Below are 23107 nucleotides of genomic sequence, written 5' to 3'. Positions count from 1 at the left end.
CGGACGAGAGGGAGGGACGCACATGTCATCCGTGGGACTGCTCTTCGTGGGAGCGGCGCTGTTCGTCAACGGCCTGCTGTTCCTCGGCCGGGTCGACGCCAAGACGGCCGGGGTCTTTAACCTGTTCGTCGGGGCGCTGCAGACCGCGATCCCGTTCTACCTGATCGCCACCGCCACCGACCCGGACCAGGTCCTGGCCGCGTCGGGGGTCTTCATGTTCGGCTTCACCTACCTGTGGGTCGGCGTCAACAACCTCGCCGGCTACACGGGCAACGGCCTCGGGTGGTACTCCGCGTGGGTGTCGCTCATGGCGGTCGGCTTCGCCGTGACCAACCTCGTGCGCTTCGACGACGCCGCCTCGGCGTTGCTGTGGGCGCAGTGGTCGGTGCTGTGGGGCATGTTCTTCGTGGTGATCGGACTGGGCCGGACCCGCTGGACCGCGCTGGCCGGCTGGACGACGCTCGTCATGGCGATCACCACCTGCACCGTCCCGGCGTTCGTCTACCTGCTGGGCTACGCCGTCCCGGCGTGGGCGATCGCGGCCTCGATCGTCGTCACCGCCGTCGGGCTCACCCCGCTGGCCGTCCGGACGGCGACCGGACGCGCGGACGGCACGGCCACGACGGAGCCGGCCGCGACGGAGTCGGCCGGGGCGGAGCAGGCCGGGGCGGAGCCGCCCGCGGCGGAGCCCGTGCTGGCCCGGGTGTAGGGCGGTCGTCGTCCGGGCTGCGGCCCGGCTTCCTGTGAAGACCACGAAAGCCCGTCCCCGGCGACCGCCGGTCCCCTACCCTCGTGGCGGAGCTCGGACGCCGGGGAGGGTGAGATGCGGGACCGCGGCAGCGACGAGATCGGGCGGGTCGACCGCCGCGCCGGCGGCGGTCTGGCGCCGGGCGCGGAGCGGGTGCTCGTCCTCGTCGGGGCCGGGCTGCTGCTGGTCGCGGTCGGAGTGTTCGGGTACGTCCTGGGCGAGGTGCCGACCAGCACGACGCAGACCCTGCTGCCCCTGCAGCTCGTCGGCCCGCAGACCTTCGGGTGGATCCTGACCGTGGCCGGCGTGGTCGCGGTGGTGCTGGCGTCGCAGCCGGGCACCGTGCGGCTCGGCTACGGCCTGGTCGTCGGGGCGTTCGCCGCGCTGGGCGCGTGGTTCGTCGTCGGCTGGTTCGGCGACGTCGGGGGCGACACCCGCCCGCTCGCCTCGGGCGCCATCTACCTGTTCTGCTCCGGAGCCCTGCTCGTGCAGGCCCGCGCGGGGTCACGCTCGCAGCGCTGAGACGAGGGGGCCAGGGGCGCTTCGTAGACTCGAGGGCGTGTCCAGCAGCCCCGCCTCGCCGCGCGACTACCTCGCGCCGCGCCTGCTGCTGGCCCACGTCGTGGCCCTCGTGCTGGTCTCGATCGCCGTCGCGCTGGGGTTCTGGCAGCTGGGCGCCTGGTCGGCCGAGCGGGAGGCGCAGGCCGTCGACCTGACCCAGGAGGCGCCGCGCCCCATCGCGGACGTCGTCGGCCCGGACGACGGCTTCCCCGCCGACGCCCTCGGCCGCCCGCTCGAGGTCACGGGCACCTGGGTGCCGGAGGGCAGCCTCGTCGTCACCGGCCGCAGCACCGCCCCGGACGAGCCCGGTGACGGCGTCTGGGCCGTCACCCCGGTCGCCGTCGACGCCGCGGACGCGGAGCTGCTGGTCGTCCGCGGCTGGGCGCCGTCCGCCGACGGGCTGCCCGAGGCGCCGAGCGGCCCGGTGGACCTCGTGGTCCGGATGCAGCCCTCTCAGGCGGAGCCGGGGGTCGCCGACCCCGACCCGAGCGACGCCGAGCTGCCCCAGCTGCGCATCGCGGACGCCGTCCAGCTCACCGAGGCCGACCTCTACGGCGGGTACGGCGTCGCCGCGGAGCCGACGCCGGGCCTCGAGGCGGTCCGGGTGCCCGCCAACGCCGAGGTCGGCCCCTTCACCGGGCTCCAGAACCTGCTCTACGCCGTCGAGTGGTGGGTGTTCGGCGCCTTCGCGGCCGTCGTGTGGTGGCGCTCCACCCGCGACGCCGTCCTCGCCGGGCGGGCCGCCGCGGAGGCGGGGGAGGGCGACGACGAGGACGCGGGTCAGGGCGCGGGGCCCACGCCGGTAGGTTCGTCCTCGTGAGAGGGGCACTGCTGCGCTACCGGGTCATGGCCTCCGTCGTCGGGGTCCTGCTCGTCGTCCTGTTCTTCGTGAGCACGCCCCTGTCGAACTTCGACGGCAGCAGCATGTGGGGGTTCATCCCGGTCACGCCCGACTGGGTCACCCCCGGCAGCCCCGTCCAGGAGTTCGGCGCCCACGTCAGCGAGATCCTCGGGGTCGCCCACGGCTGGCTCTACATGATCTTCCTCGTCTGCGCCTTCCTCCTGGCCCGACGTGCGGGCTGGGACCTGCCCTTCACCCTCGTCACCCTCGTGATGGGCACCGTCCCGGTGCTCTCGTTCTGGGCGGAGCACCGGGCCACGAGGCGGGTCCGCGCCGAGCACGCCGACGAGCTCGCCACCCCGGCGCGTCCGCCGGCGGCCTGAGCCCGTGAGCGCCCCGACCACGGCGTTCGTGCTGGGCGGGGGCGGCGTCCTCGGCGCGGTCGAGGTGGGCATGCTGGGCGCCCTGCTGGACGCCGGCGTCGTCCCCGACCTCGTCCTGGGCACCAGCGTGGGCGCCCTCAACGGCGCGCTCCTCGCTCAGGACCCGGACCCGGCCGTGGTGGCGCGACTGACCGGTCTGTGGCGCGAGGCCGCCACCACCCGCGACGTGTACGGCGACGGGCCGCTGGCGACCGTCCGGCGGGCGGTGGCCACCGGGACCCACCTCTACTCCGCGGACCCGCTGACGCGCCGCCTGCGCGAGGAGCTGGGCGACGTCCGGCTCGAGGACCTGCCCGTCCGGCTCGAGGTCTGCGCCTCCAGCATCGAGCGGGCGGCCGAGCACTGGTTCACCACGGGCCCGGTCGTCGACGCGGTGATCGCCAGCGCCGCCGTCCCGGGGCTGCTGCCCCCCGCGCGGGTCGACGGCGAGCACTACCTGGACGGCGGCATCACCAACTCGATCCCCCTGGGGCGGGCCGTGGCGCAGGGCGCCACCCGGGTCTTCGTGCTCCAGGTCGGGCGTATCGACCGGCCGCTGAGCGTGCCCCGGCGTCCGTGGGAGGTCGCCCGCGTGTCGTTCGAGATCGCCCGGAGGCACCGCTTCCACCGGGAGCTGGAGGAGGCCCGGGCCTCCGAGCGCGCCGTGGAGGTGCACGTGCTGCCCGCGGCGGGCACGTCGGAGCGCGACGACCGGCTGCTGTCCCACCGCGACTTCTCCGACGTCGAGGACCGCATCACCGCCACCCGCGCGGCAGCCGCCGCCTACCTCGACGACGCCGGGGTGCGGCCGTGAGGTCGCGCCTGGTCGTCGCGCTGCGGCGGCTGGTGCTGGCGCCCGTCGTCCTGGCGCTGACGGCGCTGCTGTGGGCGACGCTGCCCGTGTGGCTGCTCGTCGCCGCCGTGCTCTCGCCCTTCGTCCCGGGCCACTGGCGGGCCTGGCGGCTGTTCTGGCTGGCCCTGACCTACCTGACCTGCTGCTCGCTCATGCTGCTGGTGATGTTCGCCTGGTGGCTGGCCTCCGGTTTCGGGGCGCGGATCCGGACGCCGTACTGGGAGGGCGTGCACTACGACCTCGTCGAGGGCCTGCTGTGGGTGTTCTACCGCGCGGCGCGCCGCGTCCTGCACCTCGAGCTCGCCACGGAGGGCCCGGCGCCCGACGCGCACCCCGGGCGGCCCCTCGTCGTGTGCTGCCGCCACGCCGGACCGGGCGACTCGTTCCTCCTCATGTACGCGCTCATGCACTGGTACGCCCGCGAGCCCCGCGTCGTCCTGAAGAACACGCTGGCGTGGGACCCGACGATCGACGTGGTCCTGCACCGGCTCCACGCCCGCTTCATCACCCCGAACCCCGCGCCCGGCGCCGACCTGGAGTCGCAGATCTCGGGGCTGGTCGAGGGCCTCGACGAGAACGACGCGTTCGTGATCTTCCCCGAGGGCGGGAACTTCACCGCGGGCCGCCGGGAGCGCGCGATCGAGCGGCTGCACGCGCTGGGCCTTCACGGGATGGCCCAGCGGGCCGCCGACATGGAGCACGTCCTGGCCCCACGACCGGGCGGGCTGATGGCCGCGCTGGACGCCGCCCCGCTGGCCGACGTCGTCTGGGTGGCCCACACCGGGCTCGACCACATGCTGGGCGTCGCCGACGTCTGGCGGGGCCTGCCGATGGACAAGCGCCTGGTGATGCGGTGGTGGCACGTGCCCAGCGACGAGGTGCCGACGACGCAGGACGAGCGCGTCGAGTGGCTCTACGACTGGTGGGACCGCATCGACGACTGGATCGACACCCACCAGCCGGAGACGTTGCGCTGACCCGCGACGGGGCCCGCGGACGACACCGGCCCGCCGCGATCCTCGCGACGGGCCGGTGTGCGGTGGAGCGGTGGTGCTCCCGGGGGAGCGGACCTCAGCGGTTGTCCGGGTCCTGGACGTCGACCTCGGTGGCCGGGTGGTCCGGGTCGGTCACCGGGTGCGGGGCGTCGACCGAGTCCGAGGCGGCCTCGGCGGGGTCGGCGCCGGCGGTGTCGTCCTGCGAGCCCGCGGCGGGCTGGGTCGGCACCGGGCGGGGCGCCGGCGGGGGCGGCGTCGGGGTGTACGACGACTGCCAGTTGTCCTCGCCCGAGGAGCGGAGCTTGCTGAAGACGACCGCGCCGACGCCGGCGAGCAGGGCGAGGACGAGCAGCTTCTTGAGCTTGCTGCCGCCGCCCTTCTGCGCCTTGTCCGCCTCCTTGCGGAGCTTCTTCGCGGTCTTGCCGGCCAGGTCGCTGCGCTCGTCGGCCTTCGCGGCGAGGACGGCGGCACCGGCGGCGGCACGCTCGGCGGCGGAGGCCTTCGCCTCGGCGACGTGCGGCGCCGCGAGCTCGCGGGCGTGGTCGACGTGCGGCTTGGTCTTCGCCTTGGCGAGGTCGGCGTAGGGGCCGACGTTCTTCTTGGCGGCCTTCCGCGCCTTCTTCGCGCGCTTGCGCGCGTCCGCGACGTACGGCTCGGCCTTGCTGCGCGCGGCGTCACGGGCGTCCTCGACACGGGCCTGCGCCGTGGCGCGGGCGTCGTCCGCGGCGGACGAGGCGCGGTCGCGGGCGGTCTCGGTGAGGTCGGCGGCCTTGTGGCGCGCCTCCTCGAGGACGGGGGCGGCGGCCTTGCGGGCCTCGGCGCTCAGCTCGGCGGCCTTGTCGGCGGCCTTCTCGGCCGCCTCGGCGAGCTTGGGGCGGACGGTGTCGGCGAGGTCGCTCGCCTGCTCCTTCGCCTGCTCGAGCGGAGACTTCTTCGTGCGCAGACCCATGGGCCCTCCCTGGTGACGTCGGTGGCTCGTTAGATCATGCCGTACCCCACTGCATCGCCGGTGCTCGCATTGTGTCCTGCGTGGGAGGATCTCGGCGTACACGCCGCGTCCCGCACGGGTCACGCGGCCCCCCAGCGAGAGGACGACATGACTGACGGCACCGCCACCGCGACGCTGAAGACGAACAAGGGCGACATCGTGGTGACCCTCTTCGGCAACCACGCGCCGGCCACGGTGGAGAACTTCACCGGCCTGGCGTCGGGGACCAAGGAGTACAAGGACCCGCAGTCCGGCCAGACCACCACCGGCAAGTTCTACGACGGGCTCGGCTTCCACCGGGTCATCAACGGCTTCATGATCCAGGGCGGCTGCCCGCTGGGCACCGGCACCGGCGGCCCCGGCTACCAGTTCAAGGACGAGTTCCACCCGGAGCTGCAGTTCGACCGCCCGTACCTGCTCGCGATGGCGAACGCCGGCCCGGGCACCAACGGCTCGCAGTTCTTCATCACCGTCGGGCCGACCCCGCACCTGAACAACCGCCACACGATCTTCGGCGAGGTCGCCGACCAGGCCTCCCGCGAGGTCGTCGACGCCATCGCCACCACGCCGACCGGGGCGATGGACCGTCCCAAGGACCCGGTCGTGATCGAGTCGGTCGAGATCTCCTGACCGAGCCGCCCGCTTCCGCGGGGGCGCCCTCGGGTTCGGGGGCGCCCTCCGGTCCGGCCTGCTACCGGCACCCGGACCGCGAGACCTGGATCCGCTGCCAGCGCTGCGACCGGCCGATCTGCCCGGACTGCATGCGCGACGCGTCGGTCGGCTTCCAGTGCCCTGACTGCGTCAAGGAGGGTGCGAAGGCGACCCGCAGCGGTCGCACGCCGTACGGCGGGACCCGTCCGGGCAACCCGACGGCCACCACCGCCACGCTCATCGGCATCAACGTCGCGGTGTGGCTGGCCCTGCTGGTCACCGGCGGCCGCGGTGGACGGCTCTACGAGCTGCTCGCCCTCATGCCCGACGGCTACTGCCGCTCGGCCAGCACCCCCTCGGACTACTACCCGTCCATCACGTCCTCCGCCGCCTGCTCGCGGCTCAACGGGGACGGCGACTGGATCGCCGGGGTCGCCGACGGCGCCCCCTGGCAGCTCGTCACCAGCATGTTCACCCACCTCGAGTGGTGGCACATCGCCTTCAACATGCTCGCCCTGTGGGTCCTCGGGCCCCAGCTCGAGCTCGCGCTCGGTCGCTTGCGCTTCCTGGCCCTCTACCTGCTGTCGGGCCTCGCGGGCTCGGTGGCCGTCCTGTGGCTGTCGGACCCGACCGGGGCGACCGTCGGTGCCTCGACGGCGGTCTTCGGCCTCTTCGGGGCGCTGCTCGTCGTCGGCCTGAAGGTCGGTGGCGACGTGCGACCGATCCTCACGCTGCTCGGCGTGAACGTGCTGATCACCGTCGTCGGCAGCAGCTTCATCTCGTGGCAGGGCCACCTCGGCGGGCTCGTGGGCGGCGCTCTCGTCGCCGCCGTCCTGGTGCACGCCCCGCGGCGGCGTCGCACGACCTACCAGGCGGTTGGCCTCGTGCTGGTCACGGCCCTGCTGGTGGCGGCCACCGTGGTCCGCGTGCTGCTGCTGCGCTGAGCCCAGGCGGCGCCCGGTTGTCCACAGTGTTGTCCACCGGTGTGGACGAGTTACACGGCTGTCGTTCTCCACACGGTTCTCCACCGCTGTGGAGAATCACACCGCTGTAGTCCTCCACAGGGATGTCCACCGGTGTGGAGAAGCAGACGACCCCGCCCGGCGTGCGCCGGGCGGGGTCGAGGGCTCTGGGGCCGGGGTTGGGGGCCGGGTCGAGGCCGGGGAGGAGCGGGTCACTCCCACTTCGTGGCGTAGGTGAACCCCACCGCCATGAACGCGATGCCGACCACGAGGTTGAACTGGCCGAGGTCGTTGAAGACCGGGACGGCCGACAGGTCGTCGGTGATGACGTAGAAGGTGCAGATCCAGACCAGCCCGACGAGGAAGCAGCCCAGCATCCCGACCACGACGCCGCGACCGCGCCCGAGGGGCGTCGACTTGTGGGCCAGCACGACCAGCCCGAGCATGAGCAGCCCGAAGCCGATGAGGTAGTTGTAGCGGGCGAGGTCGCCCATGAAGGCGGGGCCACCGGGCTCCGCGCCCGTGCCGTCGGGCCGGACCTGCACGTAGTAGTAGACGAGCCACGCGATGCCGACGAGGGCGAGCACGGTGCCCAGCAGGAAGCGGGGGGAGCGCCAGGCCCGCGCGCCGAACGGGTCGTCGCCCTTCAGCGGGTCCTTGTCCCGCCGGGGGCGCCGCACCTTCTTCTCGGCGGTCGCCGTCCGGCCGGCCTCCGCGGGGTTCCCCGAGGCGCCCTTGCTCGTCGGGGTCGAGCGCCTCACCGGGGTGGCCTTGTCGGCCGCGGTCGACGTGCTCGCGTCGTCGGGGGTCGACTCGGCGTCGGTCGTCTTGTCGGACTTCTCGTCGGACATGCCTGGGTCACTCCTCGTGTGCTGCCGGGGCGTCGGGGACGTGGGGCCGCGCTCGGCACCGCTCGGCGCCCTGGACGCACGTCACACCCGTCGGGCTAGCGTAGTCGCCGTGACCGAGCCACCCGCCGAGGGCCCGCGGACCGGCCGCTCCCGCGGCTGGCGCTGGGCGACCCCGCTGGCCCTCGCGGTCTGCGGCGGGCTCGTCGTCACCAGCGCCGCGAACAGCGGCGGCACCGACCTCCGCCCGGGCCGGTACGCCGACCTCGCCTCCGTCGTCCGCGCGGAGAACCGCGAGGTCGACGCCCTCCAGGACCGCGCCCGTGAGCTCACCGACGAGGTCGCCGACCTCGGCCGGGCCGGGTCGGACTCCACGGCCCGGCGCTACCGCGACCGATCCGCACGGGTCCGCGGCGCGGCCGGGCTGGAGCCCGTGACCGGCGAGGGCCTCACCGTGACGCTCGCCGACGCCCCGGACGAGGTCGCCGAGACCTCCGAGATGGACAAGAACCGGCTCGTCGTCCACCAGCAGGACATCCAGGCCGTCGTCAACGCGCTGTGGCGGGGCGGCGCGGAGGCGATCACGCTCGAGGGCCGCCGCATCGTGTCGACCACGGGCATCAAGTGCGCGGGTTCCGTGGTGCAGCTCCAGGGCCTCGTCTTCCCCGAGCCCTACACGATCGAGGCGGTGGGCCCGGCGTACGACATGGCGGCGTCACTGGACGCCGACGGCGCCGTCACCGACTTCCGGATCGATGCCGCACGGCCCGACGTCGCCGTCGGGTACGACGTCCAGCTCGACGCCGAGCTGACCGCCCCTCCGTACGAGGGGGTCGTCACCACCTCGTACGCCGAGCCGATGGACTAGTCCGCCCGCTCGCCGACGAGGCGTCCCCCCGGGGGGGGGCATCAGTCGTTGCCGTTGCCGTTGCCGTTGCCGTTGCCGTTGCCGTTGCCGTTGCCGTTGCCGTTGCCGTTGCCTCCGCCGTTGCCGCCGTCGTCGTCGCCGTCGGGAGGACCGATCGACGGCGGCGGGGGCTCCACGTACTCGGAGACGAACAGGACGACCTCGGTGCCCTGGGGGGCGGGGGTGTCACCCTCCGGCGACATGCGGACGACGGTGCCGGCGGGCTCGGTGCTCTCGGCGTCGACCGCGATGGTCACGACGAAGCCCTCGGCCTCGACCGCCTGCTGGGCGGTCTCCTGCTGCTGGCCGACGACGTTCGGGATCGAGTTCGGGCCGTCGGACACGCTGACGGTGACCTGGGTGCCCTCGGCGACGGTGGCGCCCGCCTCGGGGTCGGTGCCCACCACCTCGCCCTGGTCCTCGTCGGAGTCGACGGTCTCGAACGTGACGCGCAGGCCCTGGCCGCGCAGCGTCTGCCGCGCCGTCTGACGGGTCTGCCCGACGACGTTCTGCACCTGGACCTCCGGCGGGCCCTCCGAGACCACGAGGGTGATCTCCGTGCCGGGCTCGACGGCGTCCTCACCGGCGGGGTCCTGGCTGATCACCCGGTCCGCGGGCACGTCGGGGTCGGGCTGGTAGTCGGGCTCGGCGACGCCGAGGCCGGCGTTGCCGAGCTCCTGGCGGGCCTGGGTCTCGGTCAGGCCGGTGACGTCGGGGACGCTGACGGGGTCCGGCTCGCGCTCGAACAGGCGGGGCGCGAAGTAGGCGCCGACCCCGACGAGGGCGATCAGGAGCAGGGCGAGCAGCACGAACCACGCGGTGCGGGCGCCCGAGCCCTCCTCCTTCTCCTCCAGCGGGCCCGAGGTCGTGGTCATGCTCGAGGTCGGCACGTCGGCGATCGGCGCCGGCGCGGCCGCGACGACCGCGGGGGCCTGCACGGGGCGGCCCGCCAGGTAGCGCTCGATGTCGGAGCGCATGGCCGCGGCGCTCTGGTAGCGGTCCTCGACCCGCTTCGCGAGGGCCTTCATGACGATGGCGTCGACCTCGGGGTCGAGGTCGTCCTCGAACTGCGACGGCGGGGTCGCCGGCTCGCGGACGTGCTGGTAGGCCACGGCGACGGGGCTGTCGCCGACGAACGGGGGCCTGCCGGTCAGCAGCTCGTACAGCAGGCAGCCGGTGGAGTAGACGTCCGAGCGGGAGTCGACGGTCTCGCCGCGGGCCTGCTCGGGGGAGAGGTACTGGGCGGTGCCGACCACCGCGGCGGTCTGCGTCATCGTCGACGAGGCGTCGGAGACCGCCCGGGCGATGCCGAAGTCCATGACCTTGACGTCGCCGGCGGGGTTCAGCATGACGTTGCCGGGCTTGATGTCGCGGTGGATGATCCCCGCGCGGTGGCTGTAGTCGAGGGCCGACAGCACGCCCGAGGTGATCTCGAGGGCGCGCTCGGGCAGGATCTTGCGGCCCTCGGCCAGGACCTCGCGCAGGGTCCGCCCCGCGACGTACTCCATGACGATGTAGGGCTGGGCGACGTCGCTGCCGTCGGTCGACAGCTCCTCGCCGGTGTCGTAGACCGACACGATCGCGGGGTGGTTCAGCGAGGCGGACGACTGGGCCTCACGACGGAAGCGCGCCTGGAAGGTCGCGTCGCTGGCGAGGTCGGTGCGCAGGCGCTTGACCGCGACCACCCGGCCGAGCCGGGCATCGGTGCCCTTGCGGACCTCCGCCATGCCGCCACGGCCCAGGAGCTCGCCGAGCTCGTAGCGCCCGCCGACGACCGGTCCGCCTGACCCCGGGGTCGTGGTCACGGGCCGTCACCCGGGCTCTCCGTGGCCGACGGGGAGGACGGGGAGGACGGGGACGACCCGCGGCCGGAGCCGTCCTGCAGCACGCTGCCCGGGCCGGGCTCGCCGTCCGGACCACCGGGACCGCCGGGGGCACCGGGGCCGCCCGGCCCCTGCGCCCCGGGCCCGTCCTCCGGCGGCTCGACGTCCGTCGGCTCGAGCTCGGTGGGCTCCTCGGTGGGCTCCTCGGTGGTCGGCTCCTCCGTGGGGGTCGTCGGCTCCTCGGTGGTGGGCTCCTCCGTGGGGGTCGGCTCCTCGGTCGGGGTCGGCTCCTCGGTCGGGGTCGGGGCCTCGGTGGTGTCCTCGGTGGTCGGGGTGTCGCTCGGCGTCTGCTGGGTGTTGCGGTCACGGGGCCGGTCCGGCTCGGTGTCGTCGTCACCGCCGCTGAAGACGAGCGCGACCACGCCGACGGCCAGCAGCGCCGCGGCGACGAAGACGGCGAAGGGGACCCAGCCGGGCACGCCCTTCTTGCGCCGCGGGCGCTCCTCGGTCGTCGTGGTGCGGAACGCCGAGTCCGGGGGCGGCACGGGCCGCTGCGAGGGCCCGTCGCCGGCACCGACGGACGTGGCCCGGGTGGCGCCGCCCGACGCCGGCTGGCTGCCGGTCGCGGGCATTACCGAGGTCCGCTCGGCGTCGTACGCCGGACCCGCACCGGTGCCACCGTCGGCCGGCAGGCCCGTCGTCCGGTCGTCGCCGCCACCGAAGGCGGCCGCTCCGGCGAGTCCACCGACCGCGGCCCCCGCGGCCCCCGCCGCGGCGACGCCACCGGCCCCGACGCCGCCGGCCGCTCCCGCGCCGCCACCGGCGCCGACGGGGCCACCGGCGGGACCGCGGTAGGCCGCGGGGTCGCGCAGGGCGCGGGCGAACTCGTAGCCGTCGGCGTAGCGCTCCTCGGGCTTCTTCGACAGGCCCCGGCGGACGACGGCCGCCAGGTCGTCGGGCACGAAGTCCGGCAGCTCCGGCACCGGCTCGCGCAGGTGCGCCAGCGCCACCGCCACCGACGACTCGCCGGTGAAGGGTCGGCGCCCGGTCAGGCACTCGAAGGCCACGCAGGACAACGAGTACACGTCGGAGGCGGGGGTCGCCTGCTTGCCCTCGGCCTGCTCGGGCGCGAGGTACTGCGGGGTGCCCATGACCTGGCCGGTCTGGGTCAGCGCCACACCCTCCGCGGCGCGGGCGATGCCGAAGTCGGTGATCTTGATCTTGCGGTCGGCCGTGACGAGGAGGTTCGCCGGCTTCACGTCGCGGTGGACGATCCCCGCCGCGTGGGCCGCGCCGATCGCCTCGGAGGTCTGCGCGAGCAGCTCCACCGCCACCGGGGCGGGCATCGGGGCGTCGGGCCGCAGCAGCGCCGACAGCGGCTGGCCGTCGACGTACTCCATGACGAGGTAGGGCCGCGGGTTGGTCGAGCCGTCGCGCGGCGCGCCCTCGCCGTAGTCGAAGACGCCGGCGACACCCGGGTGCTGCAGCCGGGCGGCGTTGCGGGCCTCGGTCTCGAAGCGGGTGCGGAAGCCCGCGTCGTCCGCGAGCTCGTTCTTCAGCAGCTTGACCGCGACGCGACGGCCGAGCGTCTCGTCGGTCGCCAGCCACACCTCGCCCATGCCGCCGGTGGCGATGCGGGAGTCGAGGCGGTAGCGGTGCGCGTCGTCGGCGTAGCCGTCCGGCGGGCGGGGGACCTGCTGGCCCGTGGTCTCGCCGCCGGAGCCGTCGCCGAAGCCGCTCACTGGTCGATCACCGCCTCGGTCACGGCCCGGGAGATCGGGCCCCCGAGGGTGCCTCCGGCGATCTCCTGCTGGCCGCCGGGGGCCTCGACGAGGACCGCCACCGCGACCTGCGGGTCCTCGGCGGGAGCGAAGGACACGAACCACGCGTACGGCGGGCGCCCCGGGGCGCTCTCGGCGGTGCCGGTCTTCCCGGCGACGTCGATGCCGGGGATCGCGGCGGGCGTCGCGGTGCCGACGCTCACGGTGTTGACCATCATCTGGGTGATCACCTCGGCGGTCTCGGGACTCGTGGCCTCGGACAGCTCGCTCGGGTCGGTCCGGTCGAGCACGTCGAGGTCGGGGGAACGCACCTCGTCGACGAGGTACGGCTTCATCACGACGCCGTCGTTGGCGATGCCCGCCGCCACCATGGCCATCTGGAGGGGGGTGGCGGCGACGTCCGACTGCCCGATGCCCGACAGCGCCGTCTGCGGCTCGTCGAGGGTGCCCGGGTAGCGGGACTCCGCCTGCAGGGGCAGGTCCTCGAGGTACTCGGAGTTGAAGCCGAACTTCTCGGCCTGCTCCTGCATGTCCTCGACGCCGATCTGGTCGGCGAGCGCGAGGAACGTCGTGTTGCACGACTGCTCCATCGCCTGGGTGAAGGGGATGTCGCCGGAGCCGCAGTCGCGGCCGCCGTTCTCGACGGAGATGTCGGTCAGCGGCAGCTGGTACGACGGACCACCCGGCACCGGGTCGTCCGCGGCCGTCGCGATGCCCTGCTCCAGCGCCGCGGCGGCCGTGACGATCTTGAACGTCGACCCCGGGGGCAGCGTCGTCTGGATGGCCCGGTTCAGCAGCGGCTCGTCCTCGCGGGCGTCCAGCTCCTCGAAGGTGTCGTTGAGCCGGCCGAAGTCGTGGTCGGCGAAGCGGTTCGTGTCGAACGACGGCGACGAGACCATCGCGAGGACCTTGCCGGTGGACGGCTCGATGGCCACCACGGAGCCCTGCGTGGAGGGCCCGAGCGCCTCGAGCCCCTCGTACGCCGCGGTCTGCGCGCCGTCGTCGAGGGTCAGCTCGACGGAGCCGCCGACGGGCTCGGAGTTCGACACCATGTCGACCAGCCGGGTGACGAAGAGGCGGGAGTCGTCGCCGGAGAGCACGGAGTTCTGGGTGCGCTCGATGCCGGTCTGGCTGAAGTAGGAGAAGTAGCCGCTGACGTGGGCGTAGCGGAACGGCGCGAGGTACTCGCGCTGGTACTCGAACTCGTCGTCGCTCGGCACCGAGCGCGCGATGGGCTCGCGGCCGACGAGGATGTCGCCGCGCTCGCGGGAGAACGTGGCGTCCACGACGCGGCGGTTGGACGGGTTGGCGTTCAGCTCGCCGGCGTCGACGTACTGGATCACGGTCGCGTTCACCATCAGCGCCCCGAACAGCAACAGGCAGAAGACGGCGAGGGTGCGGATCGGGCGGTTCACAGCTTCACCACCTGGGTCTCCTCGGCGTCGGGCGCGGGGTCGGGCTCGGTGCCCAGCATCGACGGCAGGGGACGCCGGGCCTGGTCGGAGATCCGCAGCAGCAGCGCCGCGATCACCCAGTTGGCGACCAGCGACGACCCGCCGTACGAGAGGAACGGGGTGGTGAGGCCGGTCAGCGGGATCAGGCCCGTGACGCCGCCCACGACCACGAAGACCTGCAGGGCGAACGTGATCGCCAGGCCGGTGGCGACGAGCTTGCCGAAGCCGTCGCGGCAGGTGACGGCGGTGCGCAGGCCGCGCTCCACGATCAGGCCGTAGCAGACCAGGAGCGCCATGACGGCGGTCAGGCCGAGCTCCTCGCCGATGGCGGCGAAGATGAAGTCGGAGTTGGCGTAGGGGATCAGCTCGGGGCGGCCGTTGCCGAAGCCGCGCCCGATGAGGCCGCCCCAGCCCATCCCGAACTGGGTCTCGACCGACTGGCGCCCCAGGTCGTTCGTGCCCTCGCCGTAGTACTCGAACGGGTCCAGCCACAGGTCGAAGCGCTGCCGGACGTGACCGAAGGCCTGGTAGCCCGCGAACGCCCCCGCGGCGAACAGGGTGCCGCCGACGACCAGCCAGCCGGGCCGCTCGGTGGCGACGTACAGCATCACCAGGAAGAGCCCGAAGAACAGCAGGGACGAGCCCAGGTCCCGCTGGAAGACGAGGATGCCGAGGCTGATCAGCCACATCCCGAGGATCGGGCCGAGGTCGCGCCCGCGGGGAAGGTCGACGAACAGCAGCCGCTTGCCGGCGAGCGCGAGGGCGTCACGGTGCAGGACGAGGTAGCCGGCGAAGGCCACCACGAGCAGGACCTTCGCGATCTCGCCGGGCTGGAAGCTGAAGCCGGCGACGTTGATCCAGATCCGGGCGCCGTTGATCTCGGTGCCGATGACCGGCATCAGCGGCAGCAGCAGGAGGAGGATCGCGAGCAGGCCCGAGGTGTAGGTGAACCGCTGCAGGGTGCGGTGGTCGCGCAGCACCAGCAGCGTGGCCAGGAACAGCACGACGCCCAGCGTCATCCAGATCAGCTGCTGCTGGGCGTAGTCGTCCTTCTGCCCCAGCTCGCCGTAGGTGAGGTCGAGGCGGTGGATCACCGCGAGGCCCAGGCCGTTCAGCGCCGCCACCACGGGCAGCAGCACCGGGTCGGCCCACGGGGCGACGAAGCGGACGACGACGTGGCAGGCGGCGACCATCACGGTCAGCCAGCCGCCGTAGGTGAGCATGTCCGCCGGGATGGTCCCCTCCATGCCGAGACCCACGGCGGCGTACGCGCCGAGACCGACGAGCAGGGCGACGACGAGGAGGAACAGCTCCGCGCCCCGCCGGCGGCGGTGCACGACCTGGGGACCGCTGTCGGCCTGGCTCACCGGGTGCTCCCCTGCTGGTCGGGCTGGCCCGTCGAGCCCTGGCTCGGCTGCTGGCTGGGCTGCTGGCTCGGGTCCTGGCTGGGGTCCTGGCTGGGCTGCTCGCTCGGGTCGTTCTCGGGCTTCAGGCCGCCCGAGCCCTCGGAGCGCAGCCCGGCGAGGTCGTCCACGGTCGCCCGGGCGTCCTCCAGGTCGTCGGCCTCGATGCCGTTGCGGACGGCCTGGGCGTCGGTGGAGGGCAGCTCCTCGAGGGGGATGTCGCTCTCCTCGAGGGGGCTGGACAGGTCGATGCCGGGGACCTCCGCGTTCAGGCCGCGGTAGATGGTCACGACGCCGCCGGCCTCGCCGACGTAGTACTGCGACTGGGTCCACGACCACAGCGCCGCGCCCGCGGCCCACAGGACGCCGACCACGACGGCCGCGACCAGCAGCCGGCGCAGCCACAGGAACCGCCGCGGCGGACGCGGCGCGTAGCGGGCGCGCTCGGGGTCGATGGGGTCCGAGGAGATGGCGTGCGGCGCCTCCGCGGGCAGCTCGCGCTCCTCCGACGTGGCCTCGCCGCTCCCGCGGTGGCCGCGGAACAGGGCGATGGAGCGGGTGCCGCTGCCGCCCCCGCGGCGGGGCAGCTCGGACGCCGCGCCGACGAGCAGCGGCGCCAGCGCGCCGCTCTCGTCCACGGCGGCGGAGCCCGGCTCGGGCGGGAGGTCGACGGGCACCACGTCGGCGACCACGCAGGTCACGTTGTCGGTGCTGCCGGCGGCCAGCGCCGCCTGCACCATCTCCAGCGCCGCCGAGTCCGGCGTGCCGTCGGCGAGGATGCCGAGCATCGTCGCGTCGTCCAGGACGCCGCAGGCGCCGTCGCTGCACAGGAAGAGCCGGTCGCCGACCGCGAGGTCGACGACGAACAGGTCGGGCTCCGGGTCCCGCATCCCGTCCAGCGCCTTGAGGATCAGGTTGCGGTGCGGGTGGGTCCGCGCCTCCTCCTCGGTGATGCGGCCCTCGTCGATGAGGCTCTGGACGAACGTGTGGTCGCGCGTGAGCTGGGTCAGGGTGCGCGAGCGCATCAGGTAGGCGCGGCTGTCGCCGACGTGCGCGACGCCGACGCGGGTGCCGTCGAAGAGGGCGACCGTCGCCGTGGTGCTGGTGCCGTTGAGCGCGGGGTCCTCGTCGACCAGCTCCGCGATCCGGTCGTGCGCCCGGTGCAGGCCGCCCGCCACCAGGCCGAGCAGGTCCTCGCCGGGCGCCTCGTCGAGGCGACGGAGCTGGGAGATCGCGGTGGAGGAGGCGATGTCGCCGCGCGCGCCGCCGCCGACGCCGTCGCAGACGGCGAGCAGCCATGCGCCGGCGTACCCGGAGTCCTGGTTGTCCTTGCGGACCCGCCCCACGTCGGACACGGCCGAGAAGGACAGGCGCAGCGTGCCCGGCGTGATCATCCCGTCGCCCGACTGCATCGTGTCGTCGTCGGGGGAGGGCGGGACCTCCAGCGGCTCGGTACGCGGCTGGATCGCCGCCTGCTCGGGCGACAGCTGCTCGCCCGGACCGCCGGGGGTCGGGTCGGGGGCGCCGGGGGGGACGGAGGTCATCGGGACGTCACTCCTGCCGTCACTTCCTCAGCTCGAGGATCGTCTTCCCGATGCGCACCTGCACGCCGAGGGTGATGGTGGTGGGCTGGGTGATGCGGGCGCTGCCGATGTAGGTCCCGTTCGTGGACCCGAGGTCCTCGACGAACCACTCGTCCTCGTACGCCGCGACCCGGGCGTGCCGGGTCGAGGCGTAGTCGTCGTCCAGGCGGATGGCCGCGTCGTTGCCGCGGCCGATCAGCAGCGGGGCGTCGGCGAGCTCGGCGCGCTCGCCGGCGTTGCTGCCCTCCACGACGAGCAGGTGGGTGGGCGCGCCGCGCCGCCGCGACGGACCCTTCGCCGCCTTCGGCGTCCGGCCCGCCTTCTCCTTGCGACCGAGCCGGCCGCGACCGGTGTCGGGCACCCGGGCGCCGAACATGTCGGACCGGATGACGGAGATCGCCGAGAGCACGAAGATCCAGAGGATCGCCAGGTAGGCGAAGCGGATCAGGAACAGGGTCAGCTCAGACACGGGGGCCGTCCTCGACCGTGACGGTCATCGTCGTGTTGCCGATCTTCACCGTCGACCCGTGGCCCAGGGGTGACTGGGCGACGCGCACGCCGTCGACGGTCATGCCGTTGGTGGAACCGAGGTCGCGGACCGACAGGTGCAGGGGGCTGCCCTGGTCGGCGCGGCCCTCGCCCACGCGGAACTCGATGTGGCGCCGGCTGATGCCGGGGTCGTTGATGCGGACGTCGGCGTCGGTGCCGCGGCCCACGACCAGGCCCGGGGCCCGCAGCGCGTGCCGGGTGCCGTTGACCTCGAGCACCGCCCGCGCGGTGCGGCTCTGGCCGTAGCCGCCCTGACCGGGGTGGCCGCCGCGCTCGTCGTACCCGTCGGCGGGGACGTCGTCGCGGCCGGTGACCTTCGCCTGGGCGCGGCTGCGGATGCGGAAGCGGCCGGTGGTGAGGTCCTCCGCCGCCTCGAACGCGATGGAGACCGGGCCGGGGAAGACGTAGCTCTGCTGCTCGGCGTGCTGGCGCAGCGTGTCGGTGAGCTCGCGGGCCATCGCGGAGTCGTACGGCGCCAGCCGCTCCAGGTCGGACGGCGACAGCTCGACGTGGAAGTCGTTGGGCACGAGGCGGCGGTCGCGGCTCAGGATCTGCGCGTTGTTGTCGACCTCGCGCTGCAGGGCCGCGGAGATCTCGACCGGCTGGACGGCGCTGCGGAAGGCGCGGGCGAAGACCCCCGAGATGGCCTGCTCCAGCTTGTTCTCGAAGTTCTGCAGCCGTCCCACGGCACCTCCTCCTCGTCCTGGTCGTGCGTCATGGTGCCGCCTCAGACGCCCGTCGGGCAGCACGCTGGCGCCCGGGTCGAGCCGGGTCGGGTGCGATCGTATCCGGGTCGGGGTCGTCCACGTGGCCCTACTCGGCCCGGTTTGGGCATGTCGGAACCGCTGGGATACGCTCGCCGGGCTTCTGGCGCGAGTGGCGGAATAGGCAGACGCGCACGGTTCAGGTCCGTGTGCCCGAAAGGGCGTGGGGGTTCAACTCCCCCCTCGCGCACCAGACACGACGGCCCCGGTCCAGTGGACCGGGGCCGTCGTGCGTCCCAGTCAGGGCTCCCCTCGTCCCGCCGCGCCCACCGGCGCTGGTGGCTGTGGCAGTGGCTGTCGGTCGCGTGCCCGGCAGGAGTCGTCGACACGGGTGCCGGCCGGGGGGCATGACGGAGGTCACCGGGTGGAACCTGTGAGGAACCGGCGACCCGGCACGACCAATCCGTGAGTAGTTCCGACAACGAACGGAACCCGACCAGGGAGGACCCATCACCAGGCCACGACCCGACCAGCCGGACCGCCTCGAGCAGCGTCGCCCCGTGCGACCCCGACGGCGGCGCCAGCCGTGCCCCGGTGCCGACACCGCGAACAACAACGGTGCCCCGGAGCCGGCCGCGACCGGCGGCGGCGACCTGCGGACGCAGGTGCTGATGTTCGCCCACCTCGCGCAGGTGGCCCTCACGCTGTCCAGCCTGTCCGCGCGTCGGCGCGACGAGGTCCAGGACGACCTCGCGGTGCTGCGCACCGAGTGCGACCGCGGCCGCGTCCGCCCGGCGGTCGTCACCGCCGTCGTCGACTCCGTGATCGAGGTCATGTCCCCCGAGCTGCCCCTGGGCGTCGCGCGCAGCCTCGCCGAGGCGCGTCCCGAGCCGGGCGCCGGGCCGGAACCCGTCGGGGACCCGGTGCCCGGCCTCGATCCGTCCTGCCTGACCTGACTCCCCGCCCGCCCGGGGTGAGACGGGGATCACCCGGCGGATCGCGTGCCGATCGGTGTCTCGTGCACGACTGAGCTCCGGAACGCCCCGGAGAGGCCGGGGCACCGGACCACGGGAGGACACCCCCATGAGTCGCGCCGCTGCGACCACCACGCCCCGCACGTCCCACCGCCTCGCCGCCGAGGCGCTCGGCACCGGCTGGCTGGTGCTCGTCGGGTGCGGCACCGCCGTGCTCGCCGGGGACGACGTGGGCTTCGCCGGCGTCGCGCTCGCTTTCGGCCTGGCCGTGGTGACGATGGCCTATGCCATCGGCCACGTCTCCGGTGGCCACTTCAACCCGGCGGTCACCGTCGGTCTCGCGATCGCCCGCCGCTTCGAGTGGCGCGACGTCCCCGGGTACGTCGTGGCGCAGGTCGTGGGCGGCACCGCCGCGGCCGGCATCCTCTACGTGGTCGCGTCGGGCGCGCCCGGGTTCACCACCGCGGACGGCTTCGCCACCAACGGCTACGGCGCCGCCTCGCCCGGCGGGTACGGCCTGCTCGCCGCGGCCGTCGTCGAGACCGTGCTGACCGTCGGGTTCCTCTACGTGATCCTCGGCGTCACCGACAAGCGCGCCCCCGCCGGCTTCGGCCCGCTCGCCATCGGCCTCGCCCTCACCGCCATCCACCTCGTCTCGATCCCGGTCACCAACACCTCGGTGAACCCGGCCCGCTCGCTCGCGGTCGCGTTCTTCAACCCCGAGGCGCTCGGCCAGGTGTGGCTGTTCGTCGTCGCCCCCGTCGTCGGTGCGCTGCTCGCCGGCCTCACCTACGCCGCCGTGACCGGCGTCCGCCGCGCCGGCGTCGAGGTCGAGGGCGGCTCCGCGGAGACCACCGCGTGAGCCACGACGGCCTCGCGCAGGAGGCGGAGCTGTTCGTCCACGTCGCGCAGATCGCCGCCGCGGCCGCGGGCCTGAGCGCCCGGGCCAGCGCGGACCTGCGCCTGGACCTCCGCCTCCTGCGGGCCGAGCTGGCGCGGGAGCGGCTCCGACCGGGCGTCGTGCTCGCCATGGTCGACTCCGTGACCGACGACCTCGTCCCGCACCTCAACCGCCCCGCCGGCGGGTGCCTCCTCGCGGCGCGCCCCGGTTCGCCGGGCCCGCGGCTGGCCTCCGCCTGAGGGCGGTCCGGGAGCGTTGGCGGGTCAGGCCGTGCCGTCGACCCGCCACCGCACCGGGCTGCCCCCGGTGGAGAAGTCGTAGTCCGACTCGAACTCGAAGAACCACACCTGCTCGATCTGCTCGCCCTTCGCCAGCAGGTAGGCGCTGCAGCTCTCCCGGGTCCGGCCCGAGCGGCCGTCCTCGGTGATGAACTGGGCGACCGAGCAGCCGGGGGTGTCGGCCAGCAGCAGCATGGGGACCTGCTGGTCCCGACCCACCGACACCGAGGTGTGGCTCGACAGGTTCATGCCGGTGACCGAGCCGTTGCCCCGGTCGACCATGGTCCAGTCCTGGTCGACGTACCAGAGCGTCGAGCCCGGCTCGGCGGGGATGTCGGGCGGCAGCTTCGACAGGGGCTGCTCGGTGACCGAGACCAGGTCCACCGTGTAGAGACCGCGCCCGCCCCCGATGTACGGGATCTCGACCACCGCGGTCTCGTCGGGCTCGAGCACCGTGCCGGGCGGGGTCGGTGGCGTGTCCGCGGTGACCTCGTCCTCGGACTGCTCCTCGGACTGCTCCTCGGACTGCTCCGCCGGGGGGCTGTCCTCGGTCTCCTGGCTCGACGTCGAGGACGACCCGTCCTCCCCGTCGGCCCCGTCGCCGCCGCAGGCGGCCAGCGCCGCAGCGAGCACGAGGAGCGTCGCCGCTCCCGCCGTCCTGACCATCGTGACCCCCCGAGCTCGACGTCGAGGGGTCATCGTCCCACGAGGGGACCCGGTGGCCGGGGAGTCAGCGCGCCCGGAGGGCCTCGACGAGCATCGCCTCGAGCGCCTGCACCTGGACGTCGGCCGACGATCCGGTCTCGTCGTCCGTGCCGTCGAGCGCACGGGACGCCAGGCCGGCCTTGGAGTCGATGAGCTCGGCGATCCGTGCGTCGATCGTCTGCGCCGCGATGATCCGCCAGGCCGTGACCGGGCGGTCCTGGCCGATGCGGTGGACGCGGTCGATCGCCTGGGTCTGCTCGGCGTCGGTCCAGGACAGCTCGGCGAGGACGACGTCCGAGGCGACCTGGAGGTTGAGCCCGACACCGGCGGCCATGAGGGAGCAGACGACGACCTGCACGTCGGGGTCGGTGGTGAACCCGTCGATGGCGGCCTGGCGTTGGGCGGCGGTCTGGTCGCCGCGGATCGAGGTGTAGCGGATGCCGCGGGACGACAGCGCGTCCTCGGCGGCGTCCATGACGTCGATGTGCTTCGCGAAGAAGACGACCTTGCCGACGCTGTGGGCGAGCTGGGCGGTGTAGTCCGCGGCCAGGCCGGCCTTCGCCCGGCCGATGCGGCGCATCATGCCGAACACGTTCTCGCCGGTCTTCGAGCTCTCGGAGTCCTTGCGCTCGCTGACGGCGATGGCGTGGACCAGGTCGAGGTCCAGGTCCGCGGACGGCGTGCCGCGGGCGGCCATGGCGGCGTCGTACCGGCCGACCATGCGGGTGGCGAGCTCGCGCTCGGCGGCCTTGATGGAGCGGCCCACCTCGTCGTCCAGCTCGACCGGCAGGTCCGCGACCCGGCGGGCCGGGATGTCGCTGGCCACGTCCACCTTGCGACGGCGCACGATGCCCATGTCGATGACGCAGCGGCGGGCCGCGCCGGAGAACTGGTGGTCGATCGGCGTGAGGCCGGTGTCCTCCAGCTTGCCCATCAGGCACGGCGTCGGCGCCTTCTCGTCGATCCAGCCGAGGAACTGCCAGATCGCGCGGAAGTCCTCGATGTCGTTGATCAGCGGGGTGCCCGTCAGCGCCATCAGCAGCGGCCGGGCGCGGCGCTCGCGGATGCGCTGGGAGAGGCGCAGGACGTTGCGGGACCGCTGGGAGGAGCGGTTCTTGATGAAGTGCGCCTCGTCGACGACCATCCCGCGGAACCCGAACTCGCCGAGCCACCCGACGTGGCGGTCCAGGACGTCGTAGTTGACGACGACCACGTCGGCGAAGGCGTCGAGGTCGTGGCCGTCGCCGTGGATCGCGGTGACGGTGCGGCCCGGCGTCCAGTGCCGGGCCTCGCGGACCCAGCTGGACTTCACGACGTTCGGCACCACGACCAGCAGCGGGAAGGCGCGGGCGGCCTGCGCGGCGAGCAGCGCCTGGGCGGTCTTGCCGAGGCCCGGCTCGTCGGCGAGCAGGAAGGTGCGGTGGCCCTTCTCCGCGGCGGCGACCAGCTCGGCCTGGTGCTCCATGAGCTCCAGCCCGGACGGCGTCCGGCGCGACACGGGCTCCGGCAGCTCCATCGAGGAGGCCTTGCCGTCGGCGGCGCGCTCGAAGGACTCGAACAGCGGGCCCAGCAGCTCCCAGGACGCCAGCCGGCGGGCGGGGGTGGGCAGGTCGGTGACGTCGACGTACTCGGGCGGCTGGAAGGGGTTGGCCAGCTGGCGCCGGACGACGGAGCGGGGCACGACCTGGCGGTCGACGGCGGCGTCGGCGTCGCCGGTCGGGTCGCCGGCGGGGCGCTCGTCGGCGACGGCCATGCCGGCGGCCTCGAGCATCTCGCGGCGCAGCGCGCGGGCGTCGGCGGTGATCTCGACGTCGTCGCCGAGCAGGGTGAACAGGGTGCTGTCCGTGGTCGCCGTCTTGGCGAGGATCGTGGCGATGCCGTCGAGCCGCTTCAGCTGCTCGGCGCGGCGGGCCTCGCTCAGCTCGGTGTCGGCCTTGACGCGGGTGCGCTCCTCGCGGGCCAGCATGGCGACGACCTGGAAGGTCGTGCGCTGGTCGGCGTTCAGGTGGCGCCGCTGCGCCCGCGACTCGACCTCGCGCACGGCGCGGGCGAGGACGGGGAGGATCCCCTCCTCGTCGCGGGGCTTGCCGTTGCGGCGCTGCTTCTGGGCGTTGCCGCCCCGTCCGTTGGAGCGCGCACCGCCACCCGCACGGTTCTCCTGTGTCCGAGCCACCTG

General features: G+C 73.9%; 23 protein-coding genes and 1 tRNA gene. 13 read left to right on the top strand and 11 right to left on the bottom strand.

The features are described 5' to 3' along the window. Positions 1 to 22 precede the first annotated feature (22 nt). The 6 genes from MJ876_RS04025 to MJ876_RS04000 all read left to right on the top strand — a co-directional run bounded on the left by MJ876_RS04025 (position 23) and on the right by MJ876_RS04000 (position 4402). Positions 23 to 709: an AmiS/UreI family transporter gene (locus MJ876_RS04025; protein WP_240234780.1), complete on the top strand. Its 687-nt coding sequence runs from the start codon at positions 23 to 25 to the stop codon at positions 707 to 709. Positions 710 to 823: 114 nt separating this feature from the next. Next, positions 824 to 1270, top strand: coding sequence for a hypothetical protein (locus MJ876_RS04020; protein ID WP_240234779.1), 447 nt, complete (start codon positions 824 to 826; stop codon positions 1268 to 1270). Positions 1271 to 1307: 37 nt separating this feature from the next. Continuing rightward, positions 1308 to 2129: an SURF1 family protein gene (locus MJ876_RS04015; RefSeq protein WP_240234778.1), complete on the top strand. Its 822-nt coding sequence runs from the start codon at positions 1308 to 1310 to the stop codon at positions 2127 to 2129. Next, on the top strand, positions 2126 to 2533 hold the full coding sequence (locus MJ876_RS04010; RefSeq protein ID WP_240234777.1) for a DUF3817 domain-containing protein: 408 nt from the start codon (positions 2126 to 2128) through the stop codon (positions 2531 to 2533). Before MJ876_RS04015 ends, MJ876_RS04010 begins: the two co-directional genes overlap by 4 nt. Positions 2534 to 2537: 4 nt before the next feature. After that, on the top strand, positions 2538 to 3386 hold the full coding sequence (locus MJ876_RS04005) for a patatin-like phospholipase family protein (RefSeq protein ID WP_240234776.1): 849 nt from the start codon (positions 2538 to 2540) through the stop codon (positions 3384 to 3386). Next, the gene (locus MJ876_RS04000) at positions 3383 to 4402 is read left to right on the top strand and encodes a 1-acyl-sn-glycerol-3-phosphate acyltransferase (RefSeq protein ID WP_240234775.1); all 1020 of its coding nucleotides are present in this window, start codon (positions 3383 to 3385) and stop codon (positions 4400 to 4402) included. The genes MJ876_RS04005 and MJ876_RS04000 overlap by 4 nt, the downstream gene beginning before the upstream one ends. Positions 4403 to 4496: 94 nt before the next feature. Here MJ876_RS04000 and MJ876_RS03995 read toward each other — a convergent pair whose 3' ends face one another. Beyond that, positions 4497 to 5369, bottom strand: coding sequence for a hypothetical protein (locus MJ876_RS03995; protein ID WP_240234774.1), 873 nt, complete (start codon positions 5367 to 5369; stop codon positions 4497 to 4499). Positions 5370 to 5516: 147 nt separating this feature from the next. Between MJ876_RS03995 and MJ876_RS03990 the strand changes: the two genes are divergently transcribed. After that, positions 5517 to 6038, top strand: coding sequence for a peptidylprolyl isomerase (locus MJ876_RS03990; RefSeq protein WP_240234773.1), 522 nt, complete (start codon positions 5517 to 5519; stop codon positions 6036 to 6038). Between the two features lie 131 nt (positions 6039 to 6169). After that, positions 6170 to 7003, top strand: a complete 834-nt coding sequence (locus MJ876_RS03985; protein WP_240234772.1) for a rhomboid family intramembrane serine protease — start codon at positions 6170 to 6172, stop codon at positions 7001 to 7003. Positions 7004 to 7233: 230 nt separating this feature from the next. Here the strand turns inward: MJ876_RS03985 and MJ876_RS03980 are convergent, their stop codons facing one another. Continuing rightward, positions 7234 to 7872 (bottom strand): cell division protein CrgA, encoded by a 639-nt coding sequence (locus tag MJ876_RS03980; RefSeq protein ID WP_240234771.1) that lies wholly within the window; start codon positions 7870 to 7872, stop codon positions 7234 to 7236. Between the two features lie 109 nt (positions 7873 to 7981). On the opposite strand from MJ876_RS03980, the gene MJ876_RS03975 reads away from it, so the two are divergent. Beyond that, positions 7982 to 8737 carry a DUF881 domain-containing protein gene (locus MJ876_RS03975; RefSeq protein WP_240234770.1) on the top strand — a complete coding sequence of 252 codons (756 nt, stop codon included), beginning with the start codon at positions 7982 to 7984 and terminating at the stop codon, positions 8735 to 8737. 41 nt (positions 8738 to 8778) lie between these two features. Here MJ876_RS03975 and pknB read toward each other — a convergent pair whose 3' ends face one another. Genes pknB through MJ876_RS03940 form a run of 7 tightly spaced genes read right to left on the bottom strand, consistent with a single transcriptional unit; the run spans position 8779 to position 18055 of the window. Further along, positions 8779 to 10581, bottom strand: coding sequence for a Stk1 family PASTA domain-containing Ser/Thr kinase (gene pknB, locus MJ876_RS03970; RefSeq protein WP_240234769.1), 1803 nt, complete (start codon positions 10579 to 10581; stop codon positions 8779 to 8781). Then, positions 10578 to 12341 carry a serine/threonine-protein kinase gene (locus MJ876_RS03965; protein WP_240234768.1) on the bottom strand — a complete coding sequence of 588 codons (1764 nt, stop codon included), beginning with the start codon at positions 12339 to 12341 and terminating at the stop codon, positions 10578 to 10580. Before MJ876_RS03965 ends, pknB begins: the two co-directional genes overlap by 4 nt. Next, on the bottom strand, positions 12338 to 13795 hold the full coding sequence (locus MJ876_RS03960; RefSeq protein ID WP_240234767.1) for a penicillin-binding protein 2: 1458 nt from the start codon (positions 13793 to 13795) through the stop codon (positions 12338 to 12340). Before MJ876_RS03960 ends, MJ876_RS03965 begins: the two co-directional genes overlap by 4 nt. Beyond that, on the bottom strand, positions 13792 to 15201 hold the full coding sequence (locus MJ876_RS03955; RefSeq protein ID WP_240234766.1) for an FtsW/RodA/SpoVE family cell cycle protein: 1410 nt from the start codon (positions 15199 to 15201) through the stop codon (positions 13792 to 13794). Before MJ876_RS03955 ends, MJ876_RS03960 begins: the two co-directional genes overlap by 4 nt. Beyond that, on the bottom strand, positions 15198 to 16781 hold the full coding sequence (locus MJ876_RS03950) for a PP2C family serine/threonine-protein phosphatase (protein WP_240234765.1): 1584 nt from the start codon (positions 16779 to 16781) through the stop codon (positions 15198 to 15200). Before MJ876_RS03950 ends, MJ876_RS03955 begins: the two co-directional genes overlap by 4 nt. 19 nt (positions 16782 to 16800) lie before the next feature. Beyond that, entirely contained in the window at positions 16801 to 17289 is a 489-nt protein-coding gene (locus MJ876_RS03945; protein WP_240234764.1) for an FHA domain-containing protein, read from the bottom strand. Further along, positions 17282 to 18055: a DUF3662 and FHA domain-containing protein gene (locus tag MJ876_RS03940; RefSeq protein WP_240234763.1), complete on the bottom strand. Its 774-nt coding sequence runs from the start codon at positions 18053 to 18055 to the stop codon at positions 17282 to 17284. The genes MJ876_RS03945 and MJ876_RS03940 overlap by 8 nt, the downstream gene beginning before the upstream one ends. A 184-nt stretch (positions 18056 to 18239) precedes the next feature. On the opposite strand from MJ876_RS03940, the gene MJ876_RS03935 reads away from it, so the two are divergent. The 4 genes from MJ876_RS03935 (at position 18240) to MJ876_RS03920 (ending at position 20187) form a co-directional block, all read left to right on the top strand. Beyond that, a tRNA-Leu gene (locus MJ876_RS03935) sits at positions 18240 to 18326 on the top strand. A 307-nt stretch (positions 18327 to 18633) separates the two neighbouring features. After that, entirely contained in the window at positions 18634 to 19029 is a 396-nt protein-coding gene (locus MJ876_RS03930) for a hypothetical protein (protein WP_240234762.1), read from the top strand. 127 nt (positions 19030 to 19156) lie between these two features. Continuing rightward, positions 19157 to 19909 (top strand): aquaporin Z, encoded by a 753-nt coding sequence (aqpZ, locus tag MJ876_RS03925; protein ID WP_240234761.1) that lies wholly within the window; start codon positions 19157 to 19159, stop codon positions 19907 to 19909. Next, positions 19906 to 20187, top strand: a complete 282-nt coding sequence (locus MJ876_RS03920; RefSeq protein WP_240234760.1) for a hypothetical protein — start codon at positions 19906 to 19908, stop codon at positions 20185 to 20187. Before aqpZ ends, MJ876_RS03920 begins: the two co-directional genes overlap by 4 nt. A 24-nt stretch (positions 20188 to 20211) precedes the next feature. Here MJ876_RS03920 and MJ876_RS03915 read toward each other — a convergent pair whose 3' ends face one another. Next, positions 20212 to 20892: a hypothetical protein gene (locus MJ876_RS03915; RefSeq protein WP_240234759.1), complete on the bottom strand. Its 681-nt coding sequence runs from the start codon at positions 20890 to 20892 to the stop codon at positions 20212 to 20214. 64 nt (positions 20893 to 20956) lie between these two features. After that, positions 20957 to 23104: a DEAD/DEAH box helicase gene (locus tag MJ876_RS03910; protein WP_240234758.1), complete on the bottom strand. Its 2148-nt coding sequence runs from the start codon at positions 23102 to 23104 to the stop codon at positions 20957 to 20959. Positions 23105 to 23107 lie beyond the last annotated feature (3 nt).

Source organism: Nocardioides sp. CFH 31398 (assembly GCF_022436705.1).
In the GTDB taxonomy this organism is placed as follows: Bacteria; Actinomycetota; Actinomycetes; order Propionibacteriales; family Nocardioidaceae; genus Nocardioides.
Note: the sequence above shows the minus strand (reverse complement) of the source record. Positions and strands in the feature narration are given on the sequence as shown.